General features: G+C 62.4%; 22 protein-coding genes. 11 read left to right on the plus strand and 11 right to left on the minus strand.

Features of this window, described 5'->3' with window-relative positions; translation table 11 throughout:
* Positions 1 to 71 precede the first annotated feature (71 nt).
* Complete coding sequence (locus B0E48_RS09280) at positions 72 to 3,350, plus strand: protease pro-enzyme activation domain-containing protein (protein WP_168170333.1); 3,279 nt, start codon at positions 72 to 74, stop codon at positions 3,348 to 3,350.
* Between the two features lie 269 nt (positions 3,351 to 3,619).
* Here the strand turns inward: B0E48_RS09280 and B0E48_RS09285 are convergent, their stop codons facing one another.
* From B0E48_RS09285 to B0E48_RS09300, 4 genes are read right to left on the minus strand one after another with little or no spacing between them, the layout of a single operon-like run.
* On the minus strand, positions 3,620 to 4,903 hold the full coding sequence (locus B0E48_RS09285) for an MFS transporter (RefSeq protein WP_077517853.1): 1,284 nt from the start codon (positions 4,901 to 4,903) through the stop codon (positions 3,620 to 3,622).
* A complete protein-coding gene (locus B0E48_RS09290; protein ID WP_217317932.1) occupies positions 4,900 to 5,244 on the minus strand; it encodes a hypothetical protein in 345 nt (114 codons plus the stop codon). The genes B0E48_RS09285 and B0E48_RS09290 overlap by 4 nt, the downstream gene beginning before the upstream one ends.
* Entirely contained in the window at positions 5,241 to 5,804 is a 564-nt protein-coding gene (locus tag B0E48_RS09295) for an isochorismatase family protein (RefSeq protein WP_077517855.1), read from the minus strand. The genes B0E48_RS09290 and B0E48_RS09295 overlap by 4 nt, the downstream gene beginning before the upstream one ends.
* A gap of 47 nt (positions 5,805 to 5,851) precedes the next feature.
* Positions 5,852 to 6,304: a MarR family transcriptional regulator gene (locus B0E48_RS09300; RefSeq protein WP_077517856.1), complete on the minus strand. Its 453-nt coding sequence runs from the start codon at positions 6,302 to 6,304 to the stop codon at positions 5,852 to 5,854.
* A gap of 3 nt (positions 6,305 to 6,307) precedes the next feature.
* Here B0E48_RS09300 and B0E48_RS17510 point away from each other — a divergent pair, with 3 nt between their 5' ends.
* Positions 6,308 to 6,571 (plus strand): hypothetical protein, encoded by a 264-nt coding sequence (locus B0E48_RS17510; protein ID WP_139350225.1) that lies wholly within the window; start codon positions 6,308 to 6,310, stop codon positions 6,569 to 6,571.
* 343 nt (positions 6,572 to 6,914) lie between these two features.
* Complete coding sequence (locus B0E48_RS09305; protein ID WP_168170334.1) at positions 6,915 to 8,507, plus strand: S53 family serine peptidase; 1,593 nt, start codon at positions 6,915 to 6,917, stop codon at positions 8,505 to 8,507.
* Positions 8,508 to 8,737: 230 nt separating this feature from the next.
* On the opposite strand, the gene B0E48_RS09310 is transcribed toward B0E48_RS09305, so the two are convergent.
* The 3 genes from B0E48_RS09310 to B0E48_RS09320 form a co-directional block, all read right to left on the minus strand.
* Positions 8,738 to 9,943, minus strand: coding sequence for a DUF2252 family protein (locus tag B0E48_RS09310; protein WP_077517858.1), 1,206 nt, complete (start codon positions 9,941 to 9,943; stop codon positions 8,738 to 8,740).
* Positions 9,944 to 10,100: 157 nt separating this feature from the next.
* On the minus strand, positions 10,101 to 10,487 hold the full coding sequence (locus B0E48_RS09315; RefSeq protein ID WP_168170335.1) for a response regulator: 387 nt from the start codon (positions 10,485 to 10,487) through the stop codon (positions 10,101 to 10,103).
* A gap of 81 nt (positions 10,488 to 10,568) precedes the next feature.
* Positions 10,569 to 11,855, minus strand: coding sequence for a divalent metal cation transporter (locus B0E48_RS09320; protein ID WP_077517860.1), 1,287 nt, complete (start codon positions 11,853 to 11,855; stop codon positions 10,569 to 10,571).
* A 154-nt stretch (positions 11,856 to 12,009) separates the two neighbouring features.
* Here B0E48_RS09320 and B0E48_RS09325 point away from each other — a divergent pair, with 154 nt between their 5' ends.
* Positions 12,010 to 13,425, plus strand: a complete 1,416-nt coding sequence (locus B0E48_RS09325; protein WP_077517861.1) for a deoxyribodipyrimidine photo-lyase — start codon at positions 12,010 to 12,012, stop codon at positions 13,423 to 13,425.
* Here the strand turns inward: B0E48_RS09325 and B0E48_RS09330 are convergent.
* Positions 13,407 to 14,609 (minus strand): cation:proton antiporter, encoded by a 1,203-nt coding sequence (locus B0E48_RS09330; protein ID WP_077517862.1) that lies wholly within the window; start codon positions 14,607 to 14,609, stop codon positions 13,407 to 13,409. The genes B0E48_RS09325 and B0E48_RS09330 overlap by 19 nt on opposite strands.
* Before the next feature lie 80 nt (positions 14,610 to 14,689).
* Positions 14,690 to 16,114, minus strand: coding sequence for an MFS transporter (locus tag B0E48_RS09335; RefSeq protein WP_077517863.1), 1,425 nt, complete (start codon positions 16,112 to 16,114; stop codon positions 14,690 to 14,692).
* A 240-nt stretch (positions 16,115 to 16,354) separates the two neighbouring features.
* On the opposite strand from B0E48_RS09335, the gene rnk reads away from it, so the two are divergent.
* The gene (rnk, locus tag B0E48_RS09340) at positions 16,355 to 16,765 is read left to right on the plus strand and encodes a nucleoside diphosphate kinase regulator (RefSeq protein ID WP_077517864.1); all 411 of its coding nucleotides are present in this window, start codon (positions 16,355 to 16,357) and stop codon (positions 16,763 to 16,765) included.
* 19 nt (positions 16,766 to 16,784) lie between these two features.
* Here rnk and B0E48_RS09345 read toward each other — a convergent pair whose 3' ends face one another.
* Positions 16,785 to 17,411 carry a phosphatase PAP2 family protein gene (locus tag B0E48_RS09345; RefSeq protein WP_077518371.1) on the minus strand — a complete coding sequence of 209 codons (627 nt, stop codon included), beginning with the start codon at positions 17,409 to 17,411 and terminating at the stop codon, positions 16,785 to 16,787.
* 140 nt (positions 17,412 to 17,551) lie between these two features.
* On the opposite strand from B0E48_RS09345, the gene ligA reads away from it, so the two are divergent.
* From ligA to B0E48_RS09370, 5 genes are all read left to right on the plus strand, one after another.
* Positions 17,552 to 19,945, plus strand: a complete 2,394-nt coding sequence (gene ligA, locus B0E48_RS09350; protein WP_077517865.1) for an NAD-dependent DNA ligase LigA — start codon at positions 17,552 to 17,554, stop codon at positions 19,943 to 19,945.
* Between the two features lie 11 nt (positions 19,946 to 19,956).
* Positions 19,957 to 20,334: a VOC family protein gene (locus B0E48_RS09355; protein ID WP_343124605.1), complete on the plus strand. Its 378-nt coding sequence runs from the start codon at positions 19,957 to 19,959 to the stop codon at positions 20,332 to 20,334.
* Entirely contained in the window at positions 20,331 to 21,290 is a 960-nt protein-coding gene (epmA, locus tag B0E48_RS09360; RefSeq protein WP_077518372.1) for an EF-P lysine aminoacylase EpmA, read from the plus strand. Before B0E48_RS09355 ends, epmA begins: the two co-directional genes overlap by 4 nt.
* Positions 21,291 to 21,451: 161 nt before the next feature.
* Complete coding sequence (locus B0E48_RS09365; protein WP_254423909.1) at positions 21,452 to 23,419, plus strand: prolyl oligopeptidase family serine peptidase; 1,968 nt, start codon at positions 21,452 to 21,454, stop codon at positions 23,417 to 23,419.
* A gap of 219 nt (positions 23,420 to 23,638) precedes the next feature.
* Positions 23,639 to 24,037 (plus strand): VOC family protein, encoded by a 399-nt coding sequence (locus tag B0E48_RS09370; RefSeq protein WP_077517868.1) that lies wholly within the window; start codon positions 23,639 to 23,641, stop codon positions 24,035 to 24,037.
* A gap of 42 nt (positions 24,038 to 24,079) precedes the next feature.
* On the opposite strand, the gene aqpZ is transcribed toward B0E48_RS09370, so the two are convergent.
* Complete coding sequence (gene aqpZ, locus B0E48_RS09375; RefSeq protein WP_217317937.1) at positions 24,080 to 24,784, minus strand: aquaporin Z; 705 nt, start codon at positions 24,782 to 24,784, stop codon at positions 24,080 to 24,082.
* A 284-nt stretch (positions 24,785 to 25,068) separates the two neighbouring features.
* On the opposite strand from aqpZ, the gene B0E48_RS09380 reads away from it, so the two are divergent.
* Complete coding sequence (locus tag B0E48_RS09380; RefSeq protein WP_077517869.1) at positions 25,069 to 26,394, plus strand: MFS transporter; 1,326 nt, start codon at positions 25,069 to 25,071, stop codon at positions 26,392 to 26,394.

The raw sequence follows: 26,394 nt of genomic DNA on the forward strand, positions 1-26,394 counted from the left end.
CATCGCACGATTTCTAGTGGGGATATCACATGTCAAGCAACAGGCCTTTACCGTGGCTGGCGGGAGCAGCCATGGCACTGACGGGGATGCTGTCAACGGGGGCGCACGCCGCTGTCCCTGCGACCAACGTTCCTACGTACGCGCCCGATACGGCACGCATTACCGACGCAATCGACAATTCCAGGCTTTCCGCAGTGGCCGGCAGCAAACCGGCGCTGGCGTTGGCGAAATACGACACCGGCCTGTTGTCCCCGACACGTACCATCCACAATGTGACGCTGCTGCTCAAACGCAGCGCCAGCAAGCAATCCCAGTTCGAGAGCTATCTGGCCCAGTTGACCACACCCAGTTCACCGTATTTCCATCACTGGCTGACCGCTGCGCAGATCGGCACGATGTTCGGGCCGGCTTCCGCCGATATCGGCAAGGTCGAGCAGTGGTTGCAATCACAGGGGCTGCATGTCGAGTCGGCATCCCCTACAGGCATGATGATCAGCTTCTCCGGCACGTCGGCAGCGATTGGCCAGGCGTTCCACACCACGCTGCACGGTTACACGGTGAACGGTGAAAAGCATTTCGCGAATGCCACCGAACAGCAGATTCCGGTCGCGCTGGCCTCGGTCGTGATGGGTGCGGCGTCATTGGGCAACTTCTTCCCCAAGCCGCAACACACTGACGTGGGCACGGTGACCCGCGACAAGCGCTCCGGCAAGTGGAAGATGGTGGCGCGGGCCAAGGGTGCTCCGCAGATCACCGTGCCGCCGGGCACGATCGATACGCAGACGACGTATGACGTCGCGCCGCAGGATTTCAACACGATCTACAACGTCACCCCGTTATGGAACCGCAGCACGCCCGTGCGCGGCGCGGGCCAGACCGTGGCCGTGCTGGAGCGCACGGATGTTCTGCCTGCGGACGTGCAGACGTTCCGCAATGCCTTCCTGCCTGCAGGTGTGAGTGGCACGGTGAACTACATCAATCCGCTGCAGGCTGTGGGTGACACCAGTTGCCCGGATCCAGGCACCAATGGCGATGAAGGCGAGGCTGCACTGGATACAGAGTGGATCGGCGCAGCAGCACCGGACGCCAGCATCGTGTTCGCCTCCTGTGATGACAGCCAGAGTGCGACCTTCGGACCATTCACGGCGGCCCAGAACCTGCTCAGTGGCTACTCCACGCCGATGCCCAGCGTGTTCAGCCTGAGCTACGGCGATTGTGAGGCCGCGGGCTTCGTCGACGGCACCGCTGCGCAGGCGGGCGACCTGTGGTCGCAGGCAGCCGCCGAGGGCGTGACCGTGTTCGTCTCCACCGGTGATGCCGGTTCTGCTGGTTGCGACCAGAACGAATCGGCGGCTTACCAGGGCATCGCGGTCAACGGCATGGCTTCCACGCCGTACAACGTGGCGGTGGGTGGCACTGACTTCAATGATTACAACAACGAGGCTCAGTATTGGAGTTCGTCGAACTCCGCGCTATACGGCTCCGCCTTGAGCTACATCCCGGAGCAGACCTGGAATACCTCATGCGCCAGCAACACGCTGGATGCGCTGCTCGGTTTCAGCAATGGCGTGGCCGCGTGCAACAGCGCGACAGGTCAGCAGTATCTGAATACCGGCGGCGGTAGTGGTGGCGCCAGCAACAACTGGTTCCAGCCGCTGTGGCAGGTGGGCATCTACGGTTCGAACAACTACGGCGCACGCCTGATGCCAGACGTCTCGTTGTTCGCGGCCAATGGCCTGTACGGACATGCGTTGGTGTTCTGCATGTCCGATGCGAACGAGGGCGGCACCATCTGTGACTACACCAACCCGGACAATGTGCTGTTCAACAGTGCCGGGGGTACATCGTTCGCGGCACCGGCGATGGCCGGTGTGCAGGCGCTGATCAACCAGGCTTCGGGCCAGAACAGCGGCAATATCCTGCCGGCCCTGTACAACATCGGCGTCAAGGAATACGGCACGAATAGTTCACCCAACACCGCGATGCTGACTGCCTGCAATTCCACCAATGGCACCAAGGTCGGCGCCGGCTGCGTCTTCAACGATGTCACCGTCGGTACCATCGATGAGCCTTGCTATGAGGGCACCAACGACTGTTATACCGGCAAGACCCCGCAGGCGTATGGCGTGCTTAGCGCCGGTGGCATCGACCAGCTCGATCCGGCATGGAGCACCGGCGCCGGCTACAGCATGGCTACCGGTCTGGGCAGCATCAACGCCACCAACCTGGTGAATGCACTGACGACGTTCTACGCCCCGTTCAAGAACGGCTATGTCGCGCCGTCGGATTACCTGTCGTCAGCGAACTACGGCGAAGGCGACGGATTCAGTGACATCGCCGTGCTCGAACCGGGCAAGGGCAGCTTTCTGCAGTTGGGCATGAAAGGCTCGATCGCCATGAATGAGGTCACGCAGCCGATGCCAGCGGGTTATTCGATCAGTGCCATCGGCAATTTCTTTTCGCCAGCCGCGAGCAACTTCTCTCGCGACATCGACAGCCTGGCGCTGACCGGTCCGTTCAACCAGCTTTACATCATGCTTTCCGATGGTCTGGGCGGCACGGCAAACTACTACGAAGCCCAAGTGGGTACCCCGTATCCCGCGGGATGGAGCATTGCCGGCGCCGGCAGTTTCGACAGCGCCGGTACCGACGAACTATTCCTGGTGAATACCCAGACCGGTCAGGTCCAGTGGCAGCAACTGGGTTACATACTTTTCTACATTCTGGGGCGCCCGCACTACATCTTCCATTCCACTTTCTCTCCGGTGTTCAACGGTCCGGCGGGCTTTGTGCCTCGCCTTGCCGACGTCAACGGCGACGGCTACGCCGACATCGTGTGGACCAGCCCGAACATCAACAACACCACCGTGTACCTGTCCATCAACAACCAGCAAGGTGGCTTCGTCACGACACAGATTGCCAACCGTCCAGCCGGCTTCACCCTGTTTGGTGCGGGTGACGTCACCGGCAACGGAGTCACCTCCCTGTTCTGGACCAACCCGGGCGCCAACGAGCTGATGCTGTGGAACATGAACGGTGCCGACATTTCATCCCAGCAGACGATGCCCGTGCCCGCGGGTTACACGATGGTCAGCATCGCCGACTACGATGGTGACGGCCTGGCCGATATCCTCTGGTCTGCCAAGGGGGCGTCTGGAATCAATATCCCGTTACCCGGTGTCCTGCAGGAATGGCTCAGCAACGGCAGTGGTGGCTTCACCGCACAGGCTGTGGCAGATCTGGACGGCAAGCCGGTGATCGTCACTCAAAATGCCGTAATCCAGGCCAACCGTCTGCAGGGTGGCAGAGTCACTTCCGGCGTCGATACATCCCTGGGTATCAGCCACTAGTCCGATAGCGCGCAAGCAAATCTGAGAATGGGAAGGAGTCGAGCGAGTAATCGCCCGACTCCTTCTCTTTAGTTGAAAGCAGGCATCGGTTTGAGTATTTGCAATCGCATAAAAGTCCCGCAGACGAGTTGTTTGAGCAGAGCTTCCGGATGGTCGATGGTGTTGACGGCAATGCACACAATGCCGTCTTGCTGAACAATCCTGCGCGTCACCCTGCCGGCTCATGATCAAGTGGCTCAGGCTGTTAACCGCTTAACCGAAGCATCAGGTTATAGAGGAGCATTGAGCAGGTTCCCTGTTTTGTCATCATCAACACGAAACCGCAGCCGCCCACCCTCAACCAGTACCCGCAATCCCCGATACCTCATCAGATACCTCACTCCAACCATCGCCGCGCCAAAACCCGAAGCGGCGCCAACCCAAAGCGCCCAGCGCGGCCCGAACGTATCCGCCACCCATCCCACCAGCGGCGCACCCACCGGCGTGCCGCCCATGACAATGGCCAGCAGGATTGCCATCACCCGTCCGCGCATCGCCGGCTCGGTGGACAGTTGCACCAGGCTGATCGTCGAAGTGGTGAGGGTCTGCGCGGATACGCCGATGATGACGAGGGCGAGGCCGAACAGCCGGACACTGGGCATGACAGCGGCCAGTGCGAAACCGAAGCCGAAGATGGCCACGGCGACGAGCAGCAACGCAATGTGGGGCTTGCCGCGCTGGGCCGCCAGCAGTGCGCCGGCAACCGAGCCGATCGCCATGACCGAGGTCAGCAATCCGTATTCGGTCGCGCCAGCGTGGAATACGGTGACCGACATGGTGGAGATGAAGATCGGGAAGTTGAGTCCGAACGTACCGATCAGGAACAACATCAGCAGGATGGCTTTCAGGTCGGGCCGATGCCAGACGTACCGAAAGCCTTCGACGAGGCTGCCGCGGGTGCGCACGGGGCGACTGCCGATATGCAATTCGCCAGTGCGCAGGAAACCGAGCGAACAGAGCACGGCAACGAACGAGGCCGCATTGATCAGGAACACCCAGCCGGTGCCCACGCCGGCGATCAGGATGCCGGCGACGGCGGGGCCGATCATCCGTGCCACGTTGAACGAGGTGGAATTCAGCGCCACCGCATTGGACAGGTCAGTTTCGCCGACCAGGTCGGAGACAAAGGTCTGGCGTGCCGGTGAATCGAACGCGGCGACGCAGCCGAGCAGGAAGGCGAATACGTATACATGCCACAACTGCACGAGGCCGGTGACGGTGAGCAGGCCCAGCCCGAGTGCCAGCAAGCCCATCGCCGCCTGCGTGGCGATCAACAGTTTGCGGCGGTCGAGATGATCGGCGGCGAAGCCGGTCAATGGCAGCATCAGCAGTTGCGGTCCGAACTGCAATGCCATCACCACGCCGACGGCGGCGGCATTGTGGTGGGTGAGCTGGGTGAGGACGATCCAGTCCTGCGCGGTGCGCTGCATCCAGGTACCGATATTCGACACAATCGCGCCGCTCGCCCATACGCGATAGTTGTAGTTGCGCAGCGAGCGGAACGTGCCTTTCATCTCACTCGCGGATTTTCGGGATTATTACCGCCGTGCAGCCGTCCGAACATGCGTGCTGTCAGCACGCCCGTCAGCAAAATGCCCAGGCCAGCAGCAAGCACATCAGCAGTGGAACGCAGGTCGAAGTTTCCTACCCGGCAGAGCAGGACGTAGCCGACAGCCAGGTTGAAGCATCCCCACAGCACGTTGACGGTCGAACTGGAAAGCCCAACGCCATGCGGCTTGGCAAACGGGCTTTGAAAAGGCCGTCCCATCACGCCACTGACAACATGTGGAACCGCGTTGGTGAGAAACGCGCCGCCAAAGAACCAGGCGGCATACGGCAGCCACCCCATCGTCATGCGCTCCTGCGGTCGAGCAGGTCGATGATCTGCTGCGTGGTGCCGGTTTCGCCCAGGCGCGGGAAGATCCGTGTGACGCTGTTGTGGTGGGCATCCGCGTTCATGTCGGTCATGGCGTCGACGGCGAGGGTGATGTTGTAGCCATTCTCATAGGCATGGCGTGCGGTCGATTCGACGCCGATGCTGGTGGCGACACCGACAATCACGAGCTGGGTGACGCCCAGCTTCTTCAGGTGTTCGTCGAGGTCGGTGTGGGTAAACGCGCCCCAGGTGCGTTTCGTCACCGTGTGGTCGGTCGGCTGCTGGCTTAGTTCGGGTACCAGCTCGGCCCAATCGGCGGGAAGCTCGCCCAGATTGCGTGCCTGTTCCGTGCGACCAGGCGCTCCACCGTTGACGTTGACCAGCACGACGGGCCGGCCATGGCGACGGAAGGCATCAGCCAGCGTGCTGGCCTGCTTCACGACCACGGCCGCTGGATGCACGGTGGGATAGGCGACGATGCCTTTCTGCAGATCGATGACGATGAGGGCGGTGTTCGGGTCGAGAGTGGTGAGTGCCATGGGATGTTCCTTTGGGAGATGTGAGCGCGCGGCAGGTCGGGCTGGGGTCAGGAGTCGGCGATGCGCTTGAGCAATTCGATCGTGGTGGCGAGCTGTTTTTGTTCTGTTGGCTTCAGGTTTTCCCGAATGCTGCGGAACAACCAATCCTCCCGCGCCGCCCGGCTGGCCTTGATCAAATCCCGGCAGACTGCCGTGAGAGAGATGACCGTCTGTCGGCCGTCGTTCGGGTCTGATGCACCGCTGACGAGTCCGGCCTTTTCCAGCGCGGCAACCGTGGCACCCATGGATTGCGGACGCACACCCTCGGCCTGTGCAAGGGTGGTCACGGTGGCAGGGCCACCGCGTTCCAAGTGACCCAGCACCGACACCTGCGGCCAAGTCAGATCGCCCATATGCAGTTCTTCGCGCAAGCGTCGTTTCAGCTTGCCGAGCACCACACGAAGCTCGCCGGCTACAGCCAGCGTGCGCACTGCTGCGGGATCGACCTTTGGTTTGACCATCGGATGCTCAACAAGTATGAAGGAAAACTACGAAGGTTAACTTCGTATATTCATGATGCGCGCGTAATGACAAGGCGTCAAGCCAACTGGGCAACGATGGGTGGTGATTCGGACTGCCAGCAGGGCGCAGTTTCTTCCGACAAACCCGAGATCCGTCATCTGCTGCGATGTTTTCTGCAGACCTTGCTGCTGAACGGCAATGTCCACGATGGCTATTCCGGGGGCGTCGCGCAAGCTGATGTCATGAATTTTCGACATGCAAAATGATTCGCATGAAGCGCAAGTTTTTATATGCCTGCGCTTATTTTTTCTGCCGGCCGTGCTGGTGATTTTATGAATCCCATGGCCTCACCCAACGATAACAATTTTCGGCATACGCTTCGCCGGCCAATCGGCGCCTGGGGGAGCATGCTGTGGGGAGCATGCGATCAGCTCCCCCTTCATTCACTACCACTGTCTATATGGGGAGTAACTCCAAATGAATAGAACAGACTTGGGTGGAACAGCTTTGAGGAATGGCCTTGCTGGCCTGGCTCGCAGAACGTGCTGGCTTTCGGTTGCCGTTGCCTTGGCCTTCGGCGCAACTACGGTAGCGCAGGCTGCCGTAGTCATGACCCACCACGTGCGCGATGTCGTGAGCGCACATGCGGCGGCACAGGTCGGCGGCCTTCCCACGCATCAGGTGATGAGCCTCGATGTCGTCTTGCCGGTGCACAACCAGGCTGGTCTGGATGCGTTCGTGGCGGATGTTGCCAACCCGGCGAGTCCGTCCTTTCGCCAATACCTCACTCCGGCGCAATTCACCGCCAGATTCGGCCCGACCCAGCAGGACTATGACACCGTCGTCCAGTACCTGCGCAATAACGGGCTGACGGTGACCGGAGGAAGCCGCGATGGCATGGATGTGCAGGTAAAAGGGCCTGTCTCGGCCGTCGAAGCCGCCTTCAACATCCGCATGCTCACCTATCAACACCCCACCGAGAACCGCGTGTTCTTCAGTCCGGATCGCGAGCCGACGACCACGCTCGCGATACCGCTCTGGCATGTTTCCGGTCTGGACAACTATTCGTTGCCGCACCCGCTGTTCGTCAAGAAGAGCGACTATGCCCAGGCCAACGGCATCAATGCTGCAAATGTCGTCTCCCATGCGACGACGGGCTCGGGTCCCTCGGCCTCGTTTTTGGGTAGCGATATGCGCGCTGCCTACTATGGCGGCACGGCGCTGACCGGCGCGGGCCAGAACCTGGGCCTGTTCGAATATGAAGGCACCGATCTGGCTGACTTGACGACGTACTACAAGAACGTCAAGCAGACCAACAATGTTCCGGTCACGCTTCTCTCGACCGACGGCACCAGCACGACCTGCGTCGATACGAAGGCGGGTGGCAGCTGCGACGACACCGAACAGACGCTCGACATGACCCAGGCGCTTGGCATGGCGCCGGGGCTCAGCAGTCTGGTGATGTATATCGGTTCCACCGATACCGCCATCATCAGCGCCATGACGACGCACAGCCCGCTGCCGACGACAATCGGTTGTTCGTGGGGCTGGACGCCAGCGGATCCGACGACACTGGATCCGTACTTCAAGAAGATGGCCGCCCAAGGCCAGACCTTCTTCGCGGCATCCGGTGACAGTTCAACCTGGTCGAAGAGAAACGAGGCATGGCCAGCGGACGATGCGTATGTCATCTCCGTCGGTGGAACCGACCTGACCACCAGCAGCGCGGCGGGCCCGTGGAAGTCGGAGACTGCCTGGGTCGACAGCGGTGGCGGCATTTCGCCGGACAAGATCGCCATTCCTTCCTGGCAGAAGCTGTCGGGCGTGATCAATTCGAGCAACAAGGGTTCCACCACCTTGCGCAATGGCCCGGATGTCTCGGCCAACGCCAACTTCACCTTCTACACCTGCTCCGACCAGACCACCTGCCTTGCCAACGACTACGGCGGCACCAGCTTTGCTGCACCGATGTGGGCAGCCTTCATTGCGCTGGTCAACCAGCAGCTGGTCGCCAACGGTGGGGCACGGGTCGGCAATTTCAACGCGACCATCTATCCGCAGAATCTGACCAGCACGTATGCCACCGACTTCCATGACATCACCAGCGGCAAGTCCGGCAGCTATTCGGCGGTGACCGGCTATGACCTGGTGACGGGCTGGGGTAGTCCGAAAGCCGCCCTGATCACGACACTGGCTCAATAACTGCCGCAGACGCATCTACTCGATAAATATTTGAAACGCTTGAAGGCCCGGGGATTCAGCCCGGGCCTTTTTTCGCGCACGAGTCTGGCATGACAATGCCGTTGCATACGTTTGTGCGTGTTCGGGATGAGCCACTCCCGTTCTCGGTGCCGGCTTGAGACATTCAGACCGTCGCGCACAGCTGCTTCTACGCCGAGCCTCGACCCACACGCTCCAAAGGTTCTTTCAGATCAGGCAGGGAGGTTTGCAAACCGACGGCAATGTTCCAGGTAGGCGCCTTCGTGGGCTTTCACCAGTTCCACGACGCTTTGCCATAGCCAGGACGGCGCATCGATGGTTTTCGGCCGGTTACGACTCAGCTCTTGCAGCCAGCGCTCCCGGTCAGCGGTTTTCATCTGGTGAACATGCGCGCGCCCTACGACATTTCCGAGGTAGGCGGCTACCTCCATCGCCTGGTCCTGGCTCAAATGTTCGAGGTCGATTTTCAGGTCCTGCGGCAGCAGCTCGCGCAGAAAGACCGCCTTGCCTTGAATGCGTCCGGCAAGCATGCGTTCGCCGAGGTTGGGTGCAAGGTGGAGCGCACCCTGGATGATCCGCAATGCGTTGTCCTTCGGCATCTGGACCTTTGGGGCTCTTGGTGCAGCGGAGCGAACGGCTTCCTTGACGTCGATGAGGCAAAGACTGCTCTCCGGGTCCTTCGACTCACCCACCCTGAGCAGGACGGCATAGCGCAGAAGCCCCAGCGAGCTGCAGCCTTTGACCCAATAAGCCGCGTCCAGCATCTCCACCTGATCCTTGGCGTCGCGATGAATCAGGGAAGTGGCGAGCACTCGAACTTCCTCGGTCGACATGAGCCGCTTCAGTTCCGCTCGCTCGGCGTCTGAAATCGGCCAGTAATTCTTCGACAGGGGAATGTTGGGCTCGAGGCCTTCAATCCGTTCGGCGGCCAAATGCTTCCACTTGCGTCGCAGCGCGCGCTTCATGATGAGTTGAATCGTTTCCGGCCGTTTTTGCATCGCCTTGCGACTGCCCGGCTTGGCGCTTAGCGCCAATTCGTAACCGACGATGAGCTGTTCCATCATCTTTGCGGTGATTACACCTGGCAGGTCCGACCCACGCGCAGCCATCGCCAGTGAAACCCCAAGCCGGATGATGTCGTGGGCAGGGTTGCCGATGACGGTCTGGTCAAGATCGCGGATCTGGACATTGATGTTGCCGTCCGCGTCCGCGATGGGCCCGATATTGCTGACATGGCAATCACCACAAATCCACACGGGCGGACCGTGGGGAAGCACGCGATCCGACGCCTCCAGCCATTCATAGAATTGGATGGTATTGCCGCGTACATAGGCATGCGCGGACTTCGCCATCTTGAGATTGCGCAACCGGGTGAGCTTTTCGTCGCGGTGTGCAGGAGCCGGGTACTTCTTGCCCATATCTGATTGCCCGAAAGTTTCCGATGAGGCCAGACATCGTCAGCATTTTCGTCGCGCAGGTGCCTGGCCAGCGAGGGAGTATTTCCCTGATGACGTGAAAAGGGCATGCCCATGCAGTCGCGCGTGATTTCTCGATGCGGGGACTTTGAACAGGCTCTTATGCCGAATCCCGACCCACACGCCCCAACGCTTCCCCAATCGCCGTCAGCAACTGTTCTCCACCAAACGGTTTGCGCAGAAAGACACCCCGTTCCGGAATCTCGGCGCAATGCACTTCCGGGTCGGCGGTGATCACGACCACGGCGATGGCGGGGTACTGCTCGATGGCCTTTTGGCTGATGTCGATGCCGGTCATGCTGCCGGCCAGGACGACGTCGGCAACGATGACGTCGATCTTCTGTGCATTCAGCAGGTGGCTGGCGGCACCCACGGAGCCCTGGGCGCGGATGGTCTGAAAGTCACCCGTCGCAGTTAGATGCAGGTCGATCGATTCCAGCACCAGGGCATCGTCATCGACGATGAGTACGGTTTTCTTCGTGTCCACGCACAGCCCCCAAGGCCATTCCGGCATGGCACAGCATATTCCCAGTTTGCCGACAAAAGCATGCGGGTCCGGGACGCCCTTTCAATCCCCCCAGGTAACGAACATCACCACGGCCGCTGCCGCCATTGCCGCCGTGGCGAGCCAGCCGAACAGCTTCAACGGCCACGGCATGGTGAACTTGCCCATCACTTTGCGGCTGGAGCCCATCAGCATCATCACGAGCATCAGCGGTACCGCTGCCACGCCATTGATCACCGCGCTCCAGTACAGCGCCTTGATCGGGTCGAGCGGAGTCAGGTTCAGCGCGATGCCGGCGAGACTGGCGACGATCAGCACGCCATAGAAGAACTTGGCCTCGTGCAGCTTGTTCTCCAGTCCGCTGTGCTGGCCGAACGCACCGCATGCGGCATAGGCGGTGGCGCCAGCCAACACCGGCAGGGCCAGCAGGCCGGTACCGATGATGCCGGCGGCGAACAGCGCGAACGCCAGCTTGCCGGCCAGTGGCCGCAGCGCTTCGGCGGCCTCGGACGAGGACTGGATGTCGGTCTTGCCGTGGGCATGCAGCACCACGGCGGCGGTGAGGATGATGAAAAAGGCGATCAGGTTGGAGAAAACCATGCCGATCGTGGTGTCGATGCCGATGCGGCGGAGGGCGCTGGGCGCCTGCTTGGGGGCTCTGCGCAGTGACCTTCGTCGCTTGTTCGATCCGATCTCTTCCACTTCCTGTGCTGCCTGCCAACAGAACAGGTAGGGACTTATGGTGGTGCCTAGCAGGGCGACCAGACCGACGGCGTACTTGGCATTCCAGCTGATCGGCGGCACCACGATGCTCTTGAGTACGGCTGGCCATGGCACATCGACCACCATGACGGTTGCCACGTAGGCGAACAGGCTCAGTGTGAGCAGCTTGAGGATCGGCGAATAGCGGGTGAACGGAATGAAGATCTGCAGCAGCAGCGACAACACGGCAAAGGCTGCTGCGTAGACTAGCGCCGGACCACCGATCAGCAACTTTAGCGCGGCACCCATGGCGCCGATATCCGCCGCCAGGTTGATCACGTTTGCCACGATGATGGAGACGACCAGGCCGTATACCAGCGTCCTGGGGTAATGCGTACGGATACCCTCCATCAGGCCGCGGCCGGTGACTCGCCCGATGCCGGCACTGATGCCCTGGATCGCGATCATCAGCGGCATGGTCAGCAGGATGCACCACAGCATGCCGTAGCCGAATGCCGCGCCCACCTGCGAGTAGGTGGCGATGCCGCTGGGGTCGTCGTCAGCTGCACCGGTGATCAGGCCGGCACCCAGGTTCGCCCACGGCGGTGTTTCCAGCCCGCCATCTTCGGTGTTCTTGCGACTGACCATGGCGGTATTCCCAATGCGTGAAGTGCCGAGCCGAACGTGGCGCACGGGACGATGAGCTTCCCCAAGCGTGCAGCATCGGCGGGTCGATGCGGTGACGGCGTGAATATCGAAGCACGGACAGGCTGTGCTGCATCTGCTCCCGTAAACTCACCCGATGACCACAGCCATCTTGCTGTCTCGCCGCGACCTGCGCCTGACCGACAACCCGGCGCTCACGGCTGCGTGCGCCGCGCATGAGCAGGTGCTGCCGCTCTACATTCATGCACCCGGCGAGGAGGCTGACTGGGCGCCGGGAGCGGCGAGCCGCTGGTGGCTGCATCACTCGCTCGCATCGTTGCAGCAAAGTTTGCGAACGCATGGCGGCGAGCTGCATATCCGCCAAGGCGACACGCTTGCCGTGCTGCAGACCTTGCTGGAACAGACCAATGCTGGCGCGGTGTACTGGAATCGCTTGTACGAACCAGCTGCGATCGAACGCGACAAACGAATCAAGACGGTGCTGCGTGAGCAGGGTGTCGAAGTGCACAGCTGCAATGCTGCGCTGTGGTGCGAGCCGTGGCAGATCGCCACGAAGCAGGACGAGCCGTATCGGGTATTTACACCGTACTGGCGCAACTTGCGCACGCAGTTGAGCGCAGCCGCGCCGTTGCCGGTGCCATCCTCGCTGCGCTGCGCGAAGGTGGCAGACAGCGTGCCGCTGGAATCGCTGGCGTTGTTGCCGAAGAGCAGCTGGGACAGCGGCCTGCGCGAAGCATGGATGCCGGGCGAGCAGGGCGCACAGGAGATGCTGGAGCTGTTCGGCGACGATGCGATCGGCGACTACGCGCAGGCACGCGATCTGCCGGCGCGGTATGGCACTTCACGGTTGTCGCCGCACCTGCACTTCGGCGAGATTTCGCCGCGGCAGATCCATCACGCACTGCATGCGCAATCACAGCGCGTGGACGCAAGGCGACGCCCAGATATCGAACCCTATCTGCGCGAGCTGGGCTGGCGCGAGTTCGCGCATCACCTGCTGTATCACTTCCCGCGCACACCGATGGAGAACTTCAATCCACGTTTCGACGGTTTCCGCTGGGCCGCTGCTGACGAGGCGCTGTTGCAGCGCTGGCAACAGGGGCGCACCGGTATCCCGCTGGTCGACGCCGGCATGCGTGAGCTGTGGCATACCGGCTGGATGCACAACCGCGTGCGCATGATCGTCGCCAGTTTCCTCACCAAGAACCTGCGCCAGCACTGGCAGCACGGTGCGCGCTGGTTCTGGGACACGCTGGTGGATGCGGATCTCGCCAACAACACGCTGGGCTGGCAGTGGGTGGCTGGCTGTGGCGCGGATGCGGCGCCGTATTTCCGCGTATTCAACCCGCTGACGCAGGCGCTGAAGTTCGATCCGCAGGGCATCTATCTGCGCCGGTGGTTGCCGGAATTGGCGGAAGCGCCAACCGCCATGCTGCATGAGCCATGGAAGGATCCGGCGCTGTTGAAACGCAACGGTTACCCGGCGCCGATGGTGGACCTCGGCGCATCACGCGCCGAGGCACTGGCGGCGTATCAGCTCTCGCGCGGCTGATCGGCGGTTTCCGTGCTGCCGCCACGCTTCAGCAGCCATGCCAGCACCGGTGGTGTCACCATCGCAGTAAGCAGCGACATCGCCACGATGATCGCGTAGATACGGTTGTTGAAGACGCCGGCGGCGAGGCCGAGGCTGGCGATCACCACGCCGACCTCACCGCGCGGCACCATGCCGAAACCGATGATGGTGGCGCTGCGCTTGCCCAGCGACAGCGAACCGAGCCAGCCGCCGGCGAGTTTGGAGACGATCGCGATCGCGGTGACTGCGGCGAGCATCAGCAGGGCATCCGCATTGGCCAGTTCATGCAGATCGATCTTGCTGCCGGTGACCACGAAGAAGAACGGCGTGAGCAGCGCGAGCAACGGCATGGTCTGCTTTTCCAGCGTGTGCTGCTGGCGCGTTTCCGAAGCGATCATGCCGGCGAGGAAGGCGCCGATGATCGCGGCCAGTCCGAACAGGGTGGACAGGTAGGCCAGCCCGAGGCACAGCGCCAGCACGATCATCAGCGGCGAATGCGGGGCCAGCGGCTTTTCCAGCCAGTTGGAGTTCCAGCGCATCACCCGCGCCCCACCCAGGCCGACCACCGCGATGAAGCCGATTGCGCCGGCCAGCACCATCAGCAGGTGTGAGAGATTGAAGCCACCGCCGCCCTGCATCGAGACCACCACGCCGAGCAGCAGCATTGCGAGGATGTCGTCGATCACCGCGGCGCCGAGGATCACCTTGCTCTCGACGCGCTGCAGTGCGTTCAATTCCTGCAGTACGCGCGCGGTGATGCCGGCCGAGGTGGCGACGAAGGCGGCGGCCACGAACAACGACTTGTCCCAGTCGAAGCCGCTGCCATGCGCCCACACGCTGCCCATGCCGAACGGCACCAGCACGCCGAGCACGCCGACCAGGAAGGCCACCTTGCCGACTTTCTTCAGATCCTCCAGCCTGGTTTCCAGGCCCACCGAGAACAGCAGCAGCACTACGCCGATTTCTGCCAGCACATCCAGCGGCGTGCCGATCGCAGTCTGCTCGGGGGTGATCCAGCCGAGCAGCGACGGGCCGATCACGCAGCCGGCGGCGATCTCGCCGACCACGCCAGGCAGCTTCAACCGTTGCGCGATCTCGCCGCCGACCTGGGCTGCGACGAACACGATGAACAGGGTGAACAGGATGTCGCTGGCGTGTTCCATGCGGCGCGTCCAGGCTGTCGGGAGAGCCTGCATCCTACATGCGTGCTGTGGTGCCGTGACAGCACCTTCAACGGGTCCGGTTACTCGGTTGCGGCGGCGCCAGGCAGCGGGCGATCGTGCCGCAACCGGCTGAATACCCGGCTGGCGATGGCGGTGATCGCGGCCAGCAGCAGCACGGTCCAGCGGAACGCGACGACATAGTCGTCGTGCGCGTGTCCCTGCAACAGCGCTTCCATCAGCAGGGTGGACAGCGCGATGCCGAAACTCATCGCCAGGTATTGCGCGGTCGATGCCATCGACGAGGCCATCGAGGCGTGCTTGATGTCCAGGTCGTTGTAGATCAGCGTGTTCATCGCGGTGTATTGCAGACCGGAGAAACTGCCGTAGAGGAAGGTGAGCAGAGTGATGAACCAGACCGGCGAGGTCGGGCCGAGCAGGGCGAATGCGGCCAACAGCACCGACATTATCAGCGTGTTGCCGAGCAGCAGGCGGCGGTAACCGAAGTGGATCAGGGCCCGGTTGATTACCCATTTGGCGCTGATCGATCCAAGCGCCTGCGGCACCATCATCAGGCCGGCCATCAGCGGCGACCAGCCGCACCCCACCTGCAGGAACAGCACCAGCAACAGGAACATGCCGGAGATACCGAGTCGGGTGAACAGGCCGCCGGCCAGTGCTACCCAAACACTGCGCACGCGCAACAGGCTGAGGTCCGCCACCGGATGTGCGGTACGCCGGCTGTGCCATACATAGACGGTGCCCAGCAGCAGTGCGAGCGCAGCGTAGAGTCCGAGCTGATCCCATGGGACCGGCTTGCTGCCGGCCAGTTCCGATGCAGTGAGCAGTAGCGCCGAAGCGGAGGCAAACAGCAGGAAGCCGAACAGGTCGAAACGGTTCGCATGTTCCATACGATAGTCAGGCATGTCGCGCCGGTTCATCCACACACCGGCAATCGCCACCGGCACGTTGATCAGGAAGATCAGCCGCCATGAAGTGAATTCGACCAGCGCGCCACCGAGCAAGGGGCCGAGCACCGAACCGAGCAGCCCGAACGTGGCCACGGTGCTCATGGCGCGTACGAATTCGCGCTTGGCGATACTACGCACCAGCACGTAACGGCCTACCGGCATCAGCGAGGCGCCACCGATACCTTGCAGCACGCGCGCGGCGACCAGCTGCGGCAGCGTCTGTGCCAGGCCGCACAGCAGCGAGCCAAGACCAAACACCACGATCGCGATGCCGAATACGCGCCGGGTGCCCAGCCGATCGCACAGCCACGGGCTGGCGGGAATCAGGATCGCCAGGGTCAGCACGTAACTGGTCAGCGCCGTGCGCATGCCCAGCGGCGTCACTTGCAATGCCTCGGCCATTGCCGGAACCGCCGTGTTGACCACGGTGGAGTCCAGCGATTGCATGAAGAACGCGGCGGCGACCAACCACAGCAGGCCGCGGTAGCGCTCGCGCGTGGAAACTTCAGACAGCGCTGCTGAAACCGTCGCTGGCATGGAGGCAGCGGAGGCGGCAGCGTGAGGATCCGCAGCGGCTTGGGGTGACATGACGCGGCATAATACCTGTTATGACAGCTTGATTTTCGTCGCGGGCTTGCGCAGAGTCAGGTCAGTTTCATCTGCGCGTCATTGCCACAACGGCATGACAACCATACAACGACCACACGCGCCGGGGCGGTTTCGTTCCGGCGCGTGCTTTTGTGCGGCAGGAGCCGCCAGCATCAGGAAGGAATAGCCATGAGCAGCAAGCCAGCGATCACTGTTTCCCGCATCGACCTGGAACGCATCGAAGCGTTACTGGAGCGTCTGCCGGCCACCGATGCTTCGCGTTTCGACGCGCTGCGCGCGGAGCTCGATCGCGCCGAGGTGGTCGAGCCGACGGCGATGCCGGATCACGTCGTGACGATGAACTCCACGGTCACCTTCGTGGATGAAAGCAATGGCGAGAAGCTCACCTTGACCTTGGTCTACCCGGCCGCTGCCGGTGCGACCGGCACGGTATCGATCCTGGCGCCGGTGGGCAGCGCCTTGCTCGGGTTGTCGCGCGACCAGCAGATCGACTGGCCGACCCCGGACGGCCGTCAGCGCCGTTTGCGCGTGCTGGAGATCAGCTACCAGCCGGAATCGGCAGGACACTACCACCGCTGAACCCGGTCGAAGGCCGGATTCAGGGTTTGAAATGATGCACGAAGCCGACCTGGAAGCCGCCGGGTAGCCAGCCGAGGATCAATGGCGACTGCCGATGTGCGGCCCACAGCCCAACACCCGTACCCAACGCAGCACCGACCAGCACATCGCTCTGCCAGTGGCCGCGGGTCTTCATCCGCGCCACCGCGTCATACGCCGGCAGCAGGGTCAGCGCGTAGACCGCGGGGTGATCGTCGCCATAAGCGGCCATGAACGGCGTCACCGCCGCGGCAATCGCGGTGACCTCGGCGCTGGGGAAGCTCTGCGCATGGGTGCCCTTGAAGAACTCGTTCGGATTGCTGGTCTGCGAGGGGCGTTCGCGCTGGAACGTGTATTTCATCGCCTGGGCGCCGATGCTGCTGATCACCATGGCGTCGACCGACCGCCACATGGTGTCGCCGAACTTGTCCTGATCGCCAAACGCCAGGGCGCCGCCAGCGACAGTAAGGATCGTGCCGTACATCAGCACGTTCTGGTCGCTGCGCTTCCAGATGCCGCTATTGTCGTAATGCAGGCGATGGTCGATGCCGAGCGGGCCACCGCTGGCCAGAGCGATGCTGGAGGCAAGGGCGGCAGCAAGGGCTGCCAGGTATCGCGGAATACGCATGATCATGTTGCCCTCCCGACGTGGTGGAACGCCACACGTATGGAATTACTGAGACTAGGCTCCAAATCTTTTGTTTCGCTTATTTCAGGCGGCTGGAAATCGAGGTTGTCGCTAGACTGCGTGGGAGCAAGGAGACCTGCATGACCGAACGCCCAGCCCCCGCCGAAATCGTCGACCGCGCCGCCGCGCTGCGGGCGCAGATCGAGCAGGCGAATTACTGCTATCACGTGCTCGACGAGCCGGAGATCACCGACGCCGACTACGATCGTCGGATGCGCGAGCTGGAGGCGCTGGAGGCGGAATACCCGGCACTTGCCTCGGCTGATTCACCGACGCGCAAGGTTGGCGCGCGGGCGCACGGCGGTTTTGCCGAAGTGCGCCACCAGCTACCCATGCTGTCGCTGGGCAATGCGTTCGAGCAGGACGGCGAGACGGAGCGTGAACGCTTCCGCGAAGTGGCCGAGTTCGAGCGGCGCATCGAGCAGACGCTGGATCGACGTGAACCGGTGTTCTCGGTGGAGCCGAAGCTGGACGGGCTGGCGATCAGCCTGCGCTACGAGCAGGGCATCTTCGTGCAGGGAGCCACCCGCGGCGACGGTGAGACCGGCGAGGATGTCACCGCCAACCTTCGGACGGTGCGCGCGATCCCGCTAAAGCTCCGTGGCAAAGGCTGGCCTGCGGTGCTGGAAGTGCGCGGCGAAGTAATCATCCTGCGCAAGGATTTCGAAGCATTCAACGCCTACGCCCGTGCACACGACGAAAAGCCGCTGGCGAATCCGCGCAACGGCGCCGCCGGGTCGCTGCGCCAGCTCGATCCGGCGATCACGGCGAAACGGCGCTTGAGTTTCTTCGCCTATGCGATCGGCGCGGTCGAGGGTGGCACGTTGCCGCCGACGCATTCGCAGACGCTGCAACAACTGCGCGAGTGGGGCTTGCCCGTATCGCCGGAAGTGGATACGGCACAAGGCTTCGATGGCTTGATCGCGTACTTCCGGCGCATCGGAGCCAAGCGCGATGCGTTGCCTTACGACATCGATGGCGTGGTCTACAAGCTGGACGACTACGCTGGCCAGCGCGAGATGGGTTTCGTCTCGCGCGCGCCGCGCTGGGCGATCGCGCACAAGTTTCCGGCGCAGGAGCAAACCACGCGCCTGCTCGATATCGAGATCCAGATCGGCCGTACCGGTGCGGCGACACCACGCGCACGGATGGAGCCGGTGCAGGTGGCTGGCGTGACGGTGACCTACGCCACGCTGCACAACGCCGACCAGATCGCCCGGCTGGACGTGCGCGTGGGCGACACTGTTATCGTGCGTCGCGCCGGCGACGTGATTCCCGAAGTGGTCCGTGTGATCGAGGATCAGCGCCCGGCTGGCACCGTGCCGTGGACGATGCCGACGCACTGCCCGATCTGTGGTTCGGCCTTGATCCGCGAAGAGGGGGCGGCGGCCTGGCGCTGTTCCGGCGGCCTGATCTGCGCCGCACAGCGCAAGGAGGCACTGATCCATTTCGCTTCGCGTCGGGCGATGGATATTGAAGGCCTCGGCGAGCGTTTCGCCGAGGCGCTGGTGGAGCTGGACATCGTGCACACGCCGGCCGATCTGTACGGGTTGAGTGTGGACGACTTCGTCGACATGAAGCGGCGCATCGACGAGCGGGATGGCACCACCCCGGAGACGGTGAAGGCCGGCAAGGTGGCGACCAAGTGGGCGGAGAACCTGGTCGCCGGCATTGAAGCCAGCCGCCACACCACGATGGCCCGCTTCCTGTTCGCACTCGGCATCATGCATATCGGCGAAAGCACCGCGAAGACGCTGGCGGTCTGGCTGGGACGGCTGGAATTCGTGCGCAGCATGCCGGCACCAGTGCTACGGGTGCTGCCGGACATCGGTGACGAGGTGGCATCCTCGATCGCCGGCTTCTTCGCGCAGCAAGGCAATCAGAAGGTGGTGGATGCGCTGCTCGATGCCGGCATTGCGTTCAGTGATGAAGCCGCGCCGTCGCCGCTGCTGCGCGAGCGGCTGAATCTGGGCGTGTTGCTGGATCAGGCCCGGATCAGCAAGCTCGGCCCCAAGAGCACGCGTCTGCTCGCCGAGCATTTCCCGACACTCGAGCGGTTGCTTGGCGGTGGTGCGGCGCACTGGATTACCGCTGGGCTGCCACAGACGGCGGCGACGAGTCTGGAGCAGTTTCTCGCCGATCCTGCAGCGCTTGCCGCACTGCGTGACGCAGAGGCTGCAATGCGGCACTTGCTCGCTGCCGTTCCTGTCGCCACGGCAGTAACTCGTGCCCCGCTCGACGGACAGACCATCGTGCTCACCGGCACGCTGACTTCGCTCAGTCGCGACGAAGCGAAGGATCGGCTGGAAGCACTGGGGGCGAAGGTGTCCGGTTCGGTCTCGAAGAAGACCGGCTTCGTGGTTGCCGGCGAAGCGGCCGGTTCCAAGCTCGACAAGGCGCAGGAGCTGGGCGTGGCGGTGTGGGATGAGGCACGACTGTTGGCGCTGTTGGCCGAACACGGGCTGGTGCCATGAAAGGGGCCGTGATGCGCGTCGCCCGTGCCTGCCGTGACACCGAGGCCATGCAAGCGCAGTACGCGGCAGGCCTGGACCTGGAAGTGCTGTCCGCGTGGCGCGATCATGAGGGTTTCGACGGTGTCGTCCTCGGTCACGCAAACGCGCCCTACCACTTGGAATTCATTCATGACCATCATGCGTCGCCGCCACCGCCGCCACACGAGGAGCAACTGCTGGTCTTCTACCTCGACGACGTCGCGGAGTGGCAGCGGCGCTGCGCGGCGATGACCACCGCCGGTTTCGTCGCCGTGCGTAACGGCAATCCCTACTGGGAACGCAACGGATGCACGTTTGCAGATGCCGAGGGTGGCCGGGTGGTGCTGAACCGTGGAGCGTGGCCGCGATGAATGCGGCTCCGATTCATGAGGCACTGCAACTGCGTGCCCGGCTGTACGCGCTGATCCGCACGTTCTTCGCCGAGCGCCACGTGCTGGAAGTGGAGACGCCGATCCTGTCCGCGGCCGGCAACACCGAGCCGAATATCGAGAGTTTTAGTACGACGTTCAGCGGCCATGTCGATGCCGGTGCACGCGAGCGCTGGCTGCGCACGTCGCCGGAGTTTCCGCTGAAGCGCCTGCTCGCTGCCGGTGTCGGCGATTGCTACGAGCTGGGTCGGGTGTTCCGCAATGGCGAGGCGGGTGGTCGGCACAATCCCGAGTTCAGCATGCTGGAGTGGTATCGGGTCGGCTGGGATCATCGCCGGCTGATGCAGGAAACGATCGAGCTGGTCGAGGCGGCGCTGGCGATGGTTGGACGACGCGCCGAGGTGCTGATCGAGAGTTACCGGCAACTGTTCCTGGACGAACTGGGCATCGATCCGCTGCATGCGCCGATCGACGAACTGCGTGGGGCGCTGACCGAATACAACATCGACCCGGATGGCCTGGTCCGCGATGACTGGCTCGACCTGCTGATCACGCACAAGCTGCAGCCGGCGTTCCCGCGCGACCGCATCACGCTGATCCACGATTATCCGGCCACGCAGTGTGCGCTGGCCAGGATCCGCCCCGGCGAGCCACCGCTGGCCGAGCGTTTCGAGTTGTATCTGGGGTCTTTCGAACTGGCCAACGGTTACCACGAGTTGAACGATGCGGTGGAACAGCGCCAGCGGTTCGAACGCGACAACAACGTGCGTCGTGCGCGGGGACTGCGTGAAATCCCCATCGACGAAGCATTGCTCGCGGTGCTCGATGCAATACCCGATTGCGCCGGGGTGGCGCTCGGTGTGGAGCGCCTGCTGATGTGCGTGGCCGAAACCGATGCCATCGCCGACGTGCTGGCGTTTTCGTTTGCAACTGCGTGAGTCGAGGCTGCGTCGACACGCATGTGGCATGTGCCAGGTGATCCCCGCCAGGGTATTCGCAAATTTTTGCTCATGCGGTCGGCAGCTGGCCGATGGCTATACTTGCCCGCGTCGCCTGGGGCGACCTGTAGCTGGTCTTTCATTGATTCAGGGGAAATGTTGTGTCTATTCGCCGATATGCGAACTGGTGTCGCCGTTTTCTTGTTGTCTTTTTTCTGCTGATCCCGCTCATCGCCATGGCGCAGGTGAACATCGAGGATTTTGCCAAGTCCCCTACCATGCGCTCGCCGAGCCTGTCTCCGGACGGGCAGTACCTCGCCTTGTCATTGCACAACAACAAGGCCAAGTGGAACGAGTCGGACTATCAGCTGGTGGTGTTCCACCTGCCTGACCTGAAGGGTGTCAGTCGCCTGAACATGGCACCGCACTATCAGCCGGCACAGATCGTCTGGGTGAGCAACAACCGTCTGGCGGTATCGCTGGCGTATATCTCGGGCTATCTGGATGTGCCGCAGCTGACCGGCGAGGTTGTCGCGCTCGACAGCGACGGTGGCCACAAGCGGACGCTCTATAGCTTGCGCTACGGTGGTATGGACACGCCTCGCGGTGCAGCGACCATCGCGGGCACTCCGTTCCCCCGCAATGGTCACATCTATCTCCACTTCGCCGTATGGCCGGAACGGCATATATCCGACGACCGGGACAGCAGCCGTAGTGCGATCTATGACGTCGATACACGGAATGGCAAGGCCACCCTTATGGGTGGTATCGAAAAGGGCAGCATGTCTTTCGTCGTTCACGATGAGGTGGCCCGATTTGCTTATGGCTCGTCGGACGCACACGCCATCGAGGTTTATACGCACGACAATGCGTCGCAGCCATGGCGTCGGCTGAGCACCGCGGTGACCGGTAAGAAGATGGTGCCGCTTCGGATCAGCCGGGATGGCAGCAAGCTTTGGTCGTTGTTCAGCGCTACCGGCGGCCCGCAGTCATTGGTCGTGAGCGCTCTCGACGGCAGCAATCGCACGGTGCTGGCCGGCGACGACTCCGCTTCGGTGGACGATGTGTTGTGGGACACGGTGACCGGTACGCCGTATGCCGCCATATTCATGGATGGCAGGCCACACGTGGTTTATCTGGACCAGAGCCCGCATGCGAAGGTGCTCAAGGCATTGAACGACAAGTTCCCGGATCACTTGGTGACCATTGCTGGTCTGGATGACAGCGGCAAGCGGATGCTGGTGTCTGCCGACAGTGATCGTGATCCCGGCAGCGTGGCGTTGTTCGATACCGACACGATGAATTTGCGGCCGCTATACCAGGTGGAGGACTGGATTCATCCTGAACAGATGGCGATGCGCAAGCCATTCCGCTTCAAGGCCAGCGATGGACTGGAGCTGGAAGGCTATCTGACCCTGCCGCCCGGCAAGGACACCAGGAAACTGCCGACCATCCTGATGCCACACGGAGGGCCGATCGACATTCGCGATGGCTGGACCTACGATGCCGTTGCCCAGTTCCTGGCCAGCCGCGGTTATGCCGTGGTGCAGGTCAACTACCGGGGCTCAGCGGGACGCGGTCCGGATTTTGAAATGGCTGGTTACAGGCATTTCGGTGACCGCATCCAGCAGGACCTACTCGACGGGCTGCATTGGGCGATCGATCAGGGTTATGCGGATCAGCAACGCCTGTGCGTCTATGGTGGTAGCTTCGGCGGTTATTCGTCGCTGATGCAGCCGATCGCGGCACCAGGCCTGTACAAGTGTGCGATCGACTATGCCGGCGTGTCGGACTGGGGCATCGGTTTCAAGAGCAGCGATACCGCGCATTTCAGCGCAGGTCGCACTTACTTCGCCGAATCAGTCGGCGACATGGCGGCGGCGCATGCTATCTCGCCGTTGTACCAACTGGACAAGTTCAACGTTCCCGTGCTGATTGCGCATGGCGAAGACGATCAGCGCGTGCCCTACCAAAACGCTACGGATCTACGTGCTGCACTGAAGAAGCTAAACAAGCCCTATGAGTGGCTAAGTAAACCCAAGGAAGGGCACGGTTTCTATACAGAAGAGGATCGTGCCGACATGTACCAGCATATGCAGGATTTTCTGGCCAAGTACCTGGGGCCGTAAGAGTTGGAATGCTTTCGTGAAAAGCGGCCACCTCATGATGCGGTGTGGATTGATGCTGGCATCGTGAAGATGGCAACTTCTTGGTTTTGAGCGGATGTATATCAGCCACAGTTTTCCAGCAGAGTGTGCTGGCCGCGATGCCCGACTTCGCTTGCTTGGCAGGCACCGATGCGATCGCCGATGTACTGGCGCTCTCCTTCAACCAGGCATGAGTAGGGCATGAGCAAACCGCTGCTGGGCGCCATCCACCATGTCGCATTGATCTGTTCGGACTATCCGCGTTCGCGTGCGTTCTACAGCGAGACGCTGGGCTTGTCGATCGTACGTGAGGTCTATCGCGAGGCGCGCGATTCCTGGAAGTGCGACCTGCTGGTCAGTCCTGGTGTGCAGCTGGAGCTGTTTTCCTTTCCCGATCCACCGCCGCGACCGTCACGACCGGAGGCGCAGGGTCTGCGTCACCTGGCTTTTGCGGTGCCCGACGTGGACGCGGCGATCAGCGTGCTGGAGGGTCGTGGGGTGAGTTGCGAACCGGTGCGGGTGGACGAATATACCGGCAAACGATTCAGCTTTTTCGCCGACCCCGATGGCTTGCCGATCGAGCTTTACGAGGCTGGCTAAGCCGGCCAGAACCCCGCCCGTTGCCGGGCGGGGTAGGTCACATCAGGCGTCGCGGCTTTCCAGCAGATAGCGATAGATCAGGCCGCCGATCACACCACCAATCAGCGGCACCAGCCAGAAGAACCACAGCTGTTCGACCGCCCAGCCGCCCTGGAACAACGCCACGCCGGTCGAGCGCGCCGGATTCACCGAAGTGTTGGTGACCGGGATGCTGATCAGGTGGATCAGGGTCAGGCTGAGGCCGATCGCGATGCCGGCGAATCCGGCTGGTGCGCGTTTGTCGGTGGCACCGTGGATGACGATCAGGAAGAACGCGGTCATCACCAGTTCGCAGACCAGCGCCGCCGTCATCGAGAAGCCACCGGGCGAATGCGCGCCGTAGCCGTTCGAGGCGAAACCGCTGGCGCTGGCGTCGAAGCCGGCCTTGCCGCTGGCGATCACATACAGCACCGCCGCTGCCGCAATCGCGGCGATCACCTGCGCCACGATGTACGGAATCACGTCCTTGGCAGGAAAGCGGCCGCCGGCACACAACCCCACGGTCACCGCCGGATTGAAGTGGCCACCGGAGATATGCCCGACCGCGTACACCATGGTCAGTACGGTAAGGCCAAAGGCGAGCGCGACGCCTGCGAAACCGATGCCCAGTTCGGGAAAGCCTGCCGCCAGTACCGCACTGCCACAGCCACCTATCACCAGCCAGAACGTGCCGAAGAATTCGGCAGCCAAACGCTTGCTCATGCTCATCAGGAAACTCCTTGTCGGTTGAATGCAGGCGCACGCGGCGTCACCACGAGCGCTACTCGTCACAACATGCGAAGACGTTTTCCCCAGAACCCGCTGCGGGTTGCTGCAACGCTTGTCGATGGACGTGCGCTGCCACCCCCCGACTTCACCCGGTATCCCTGCCGGTCGCGCGCAGCATAAGTGATGCCGGGGTCCACTACGAGTCTCACTGCAGGATCCCTCCCCATCGCATGGCGATGCGCTATGTTGCGCAGATCCTTGCCTGAGCACCCCGTGGACGACCGATGACTGATGCCGCCATTTCGCCCTCGTCTGCTGTTTCTGCATCTGCTCGCACACTCGGCCGACGCGATCTGCGCATATTGAGCCTATCCGCCCTCGGTGGTGCGCTGGAGTTCTACGATTTCGTGGTGTTCGTGTTCTTTGCGATTCCGCTGAGCCATCTGTTCTTTCCACCCGATACTGCCGCGTGGCTGGCCCAGTTGCAGGTGTATGGCATCTTCGCCGCCGGCTATCTGGCGCGCCCGCTGGGTGGCATCGTGATGGCACATTACGGTGACAAGCTGGGGCGCAAGAAGATGTTCACGCTCAGCGTGTTCCTGATGGCAGTGCCGACGCTGGGTATCGGCCTGCTGCCGGTGTATGCGCAGATCGGCATGCTGGCGCCCCTGTTTTTGCTGTTGCTGCGGGTGGTGCAGGGCATTGCGGTGGGCGGCGAGGTGCCGGGTGCGTGGGTATTTGTGGCTGAGCACGTGCCGGCGCAGCGGATTGGCTTTGCCTGTGCCAGCCTTACCTCGGGGCTCACCGTCGGTATCCTGATCGGCTCGCTGGTGGCGGCGACGATCAACCATCGGATGACGCCGGCCGAAGTACTCACCTGGGGCTGGCGGTTGCCGTTCCTGGTGGGTGGCGTGTTCGGCTTCTTCGCGGTGTGGCTGCGCCAGTGGCTCAGCGAGACGCCGGTGTTCGAGGCGATGCACGCGCGCAGCGAATTGGCGGCTGGATTGCCGTTGCGGCAAGTATTTGAGCGGCATCTGCCGAGCGTGCTGCTGTCGATGCTGGTGACCTGGATGCTCACTGCCGCGATCGTGGTGATGATCCTGATGACCCCGTCGCTGGTGCAGTCGGTGTTCCATGTCGTACCGGAACGTGCCTTCCTTGGCAACAACGTGGCCTCGTTCGCGCTGGCGCTGGGCTGCCTGTGCTATGGCTGGTTGGCCGATCGTATCGGCTATCCGCATGCGTTGCTGTTCGGTGCGATCGGGCTGCTGGTTTGCAGCTATGCGCTGTATCTCGACCTGCAGGCCGGTGGCGCGCATTTCATCCCGTTGTATGCGCTGGCCGGTTTCAGCGTCGGCGTGGTTGGCGTGGTGCCGGCGCTGATGGTGGTGGCGTTTCCGCCGGCGGTGCGTTTCTCTGGCCTGTCATTCTCGTACAACATCGCCTACGCATTGTTCGGCGGACTCACGCCACCGTTGATCGGAGTACTGGTGAAGCGCTTCGGTGTATTGGCTCCAGCCCACTATGTGGCATTTACCGCCGTGATCGGAATCGCCGCTGCGGTCTGGTCAATGACCACTGGCAGCGGGCGTCGCGATACAAAGCGGTAG

The organism is Rhodanobacter sp. C03 (genome assembly GCF_002001175.1).
GTDB lineage: Bacteria > Pseudomonadota > Gammaproteobacteria > Xanthomonadales > Rhodanobacteraceae > Rhodanobacter.

Coding starts and splice junctions, on each gene's coding strand:
- aqpZ (WP_217317937.1), bottom strand. CDS start 24,784: ATGAGCATGAGCAAGCGTTTGGCTGCCGAATTCTTCGGCACGTTCTGG.
- B0E48_RS09290 (WP_217317932.1), bottom strand. CDS start 5,244: ATGACGATGGGGTGGCTGCCGTATGCCGCCTGGTTCTTTGGCGGCGCG.
- B0E48_RS09355 (WP_343124605.1), top strand. CDS start 19,957: ATGCGCGTCGCCCGTGCCTGCCGTGACACCGAGGCCATGCAAGCGCAG.
- B0E48_RS09380 (WP_077517869.1), top strand. CDS start 25,069: ATGACTGATGCCGCCATTTCGCCCTCGTCTGCTGTTTCTGCATCTGCT.
- ligA (WP_077517865.1), top strand. CDS start 17,552: ATGACCGAACGCCCAGCCCCCGCCGAAATCGTCGACCGCGCCGCCGCG.
- B0E48_RS09335 (WP_077517863.1), bottom strand. CDS start 16,114: ATGCCAGCGACGGTTTCAGCAGCGCTGTCTGAAGTTTCCACGCGCGAG.
- B0E48_RS09310 (WP_077517858.1), bottom strand. CDS start 9,943: ATGGGCAAGAAGTACCCGGCTCCTGCACACCGCGACGAAAAGCTCACC.
- B0E48_RS17510 (WP_139350225.1), top strand. CDS start 6,308: ATGCTCAACAAGTATGAAGGAAAACTACGAAGGTTAACTTCGTATATT.
- rnk (WP_077517864.1), top strand. CDS start 16,355: ATGAGCAGCAAGCCAGCGATCACTGTTTCCCGCATCGACCTGGAACGC.
- B0E48_RS09345 (WP_077518371.1), bottom strand. CDS start 17,411: ATGCGTATTCCGCGATACCTGGCAGCCCTTGCTGCCGCCCTTGCCTCC.
- B0E48_RS09295 (WP_077517855.1), bottom strand. CDS start 5,804: ATGGCACTCACCACTCTCGACCCGAACACCGCCCTCATCGTCATCGAT.
- B0E48_RS09300 (WP_077517856.1), bottom strand. CDS start 6,304: ATGGTCAAACCAAAGGTCGATCCCGCAGCAGTGCGCACGCTGGCTGTA.
- B0E48_RS09285 (WP_077517853.1), bottom strand. CDS start 4,903: ATGAAAGGCACGTTCCGCTCGCTGCGCAACTACAACTATCGCGTATGG.
- epmA (WP_077518372.1), top strand. CDS start 20,331: ATGAATGCGGCTCCGATTCATGAGGCACTGCAACTGCGTGCCCGGCTG.
- B0E48_RS09320 (WP_077517860.1), bottom strand. CDS start 11,855: ATGGTCAGTCGCAAGAACACCGAAGATGGCGGGCTGGAAACACCGCCG.
- B0E48_RS09370 (WP_077517868.1), top strand. CDS start 23,639: ATGAGCAAACCGCTGCTGGGCGCCATCCACCATGTCGCATTGATCTGT.
- B0E48_RS09330 (WP_077517862.1), bottom strand. CDS start 14,609: ATGGAACACGCCAGCGACATCCTGTTCACCCTGTTCATCGTGTTCGTC.
- B0E48_RS09305 (WP_168170334.1), top strand. CDS start 6,915: ATGACCCACCACGTGCGCGATGTCGTGAGCGCACATGCGGCGGCACAG.
- B0E48_RS09280 (WP_168170333.1), top strand. CDS start 72: ATGGCACTGACGGGGATGCTGTCAACGGGGGCGCACGCCGCTGTCCCT.
- B0E48_RS09325 (WP_077517861.1), top strand. CDS start 12,010: ATGACCACAGCCATCTTGCTGTCTCGCCGCGACCTGCGCCTGACCGAC.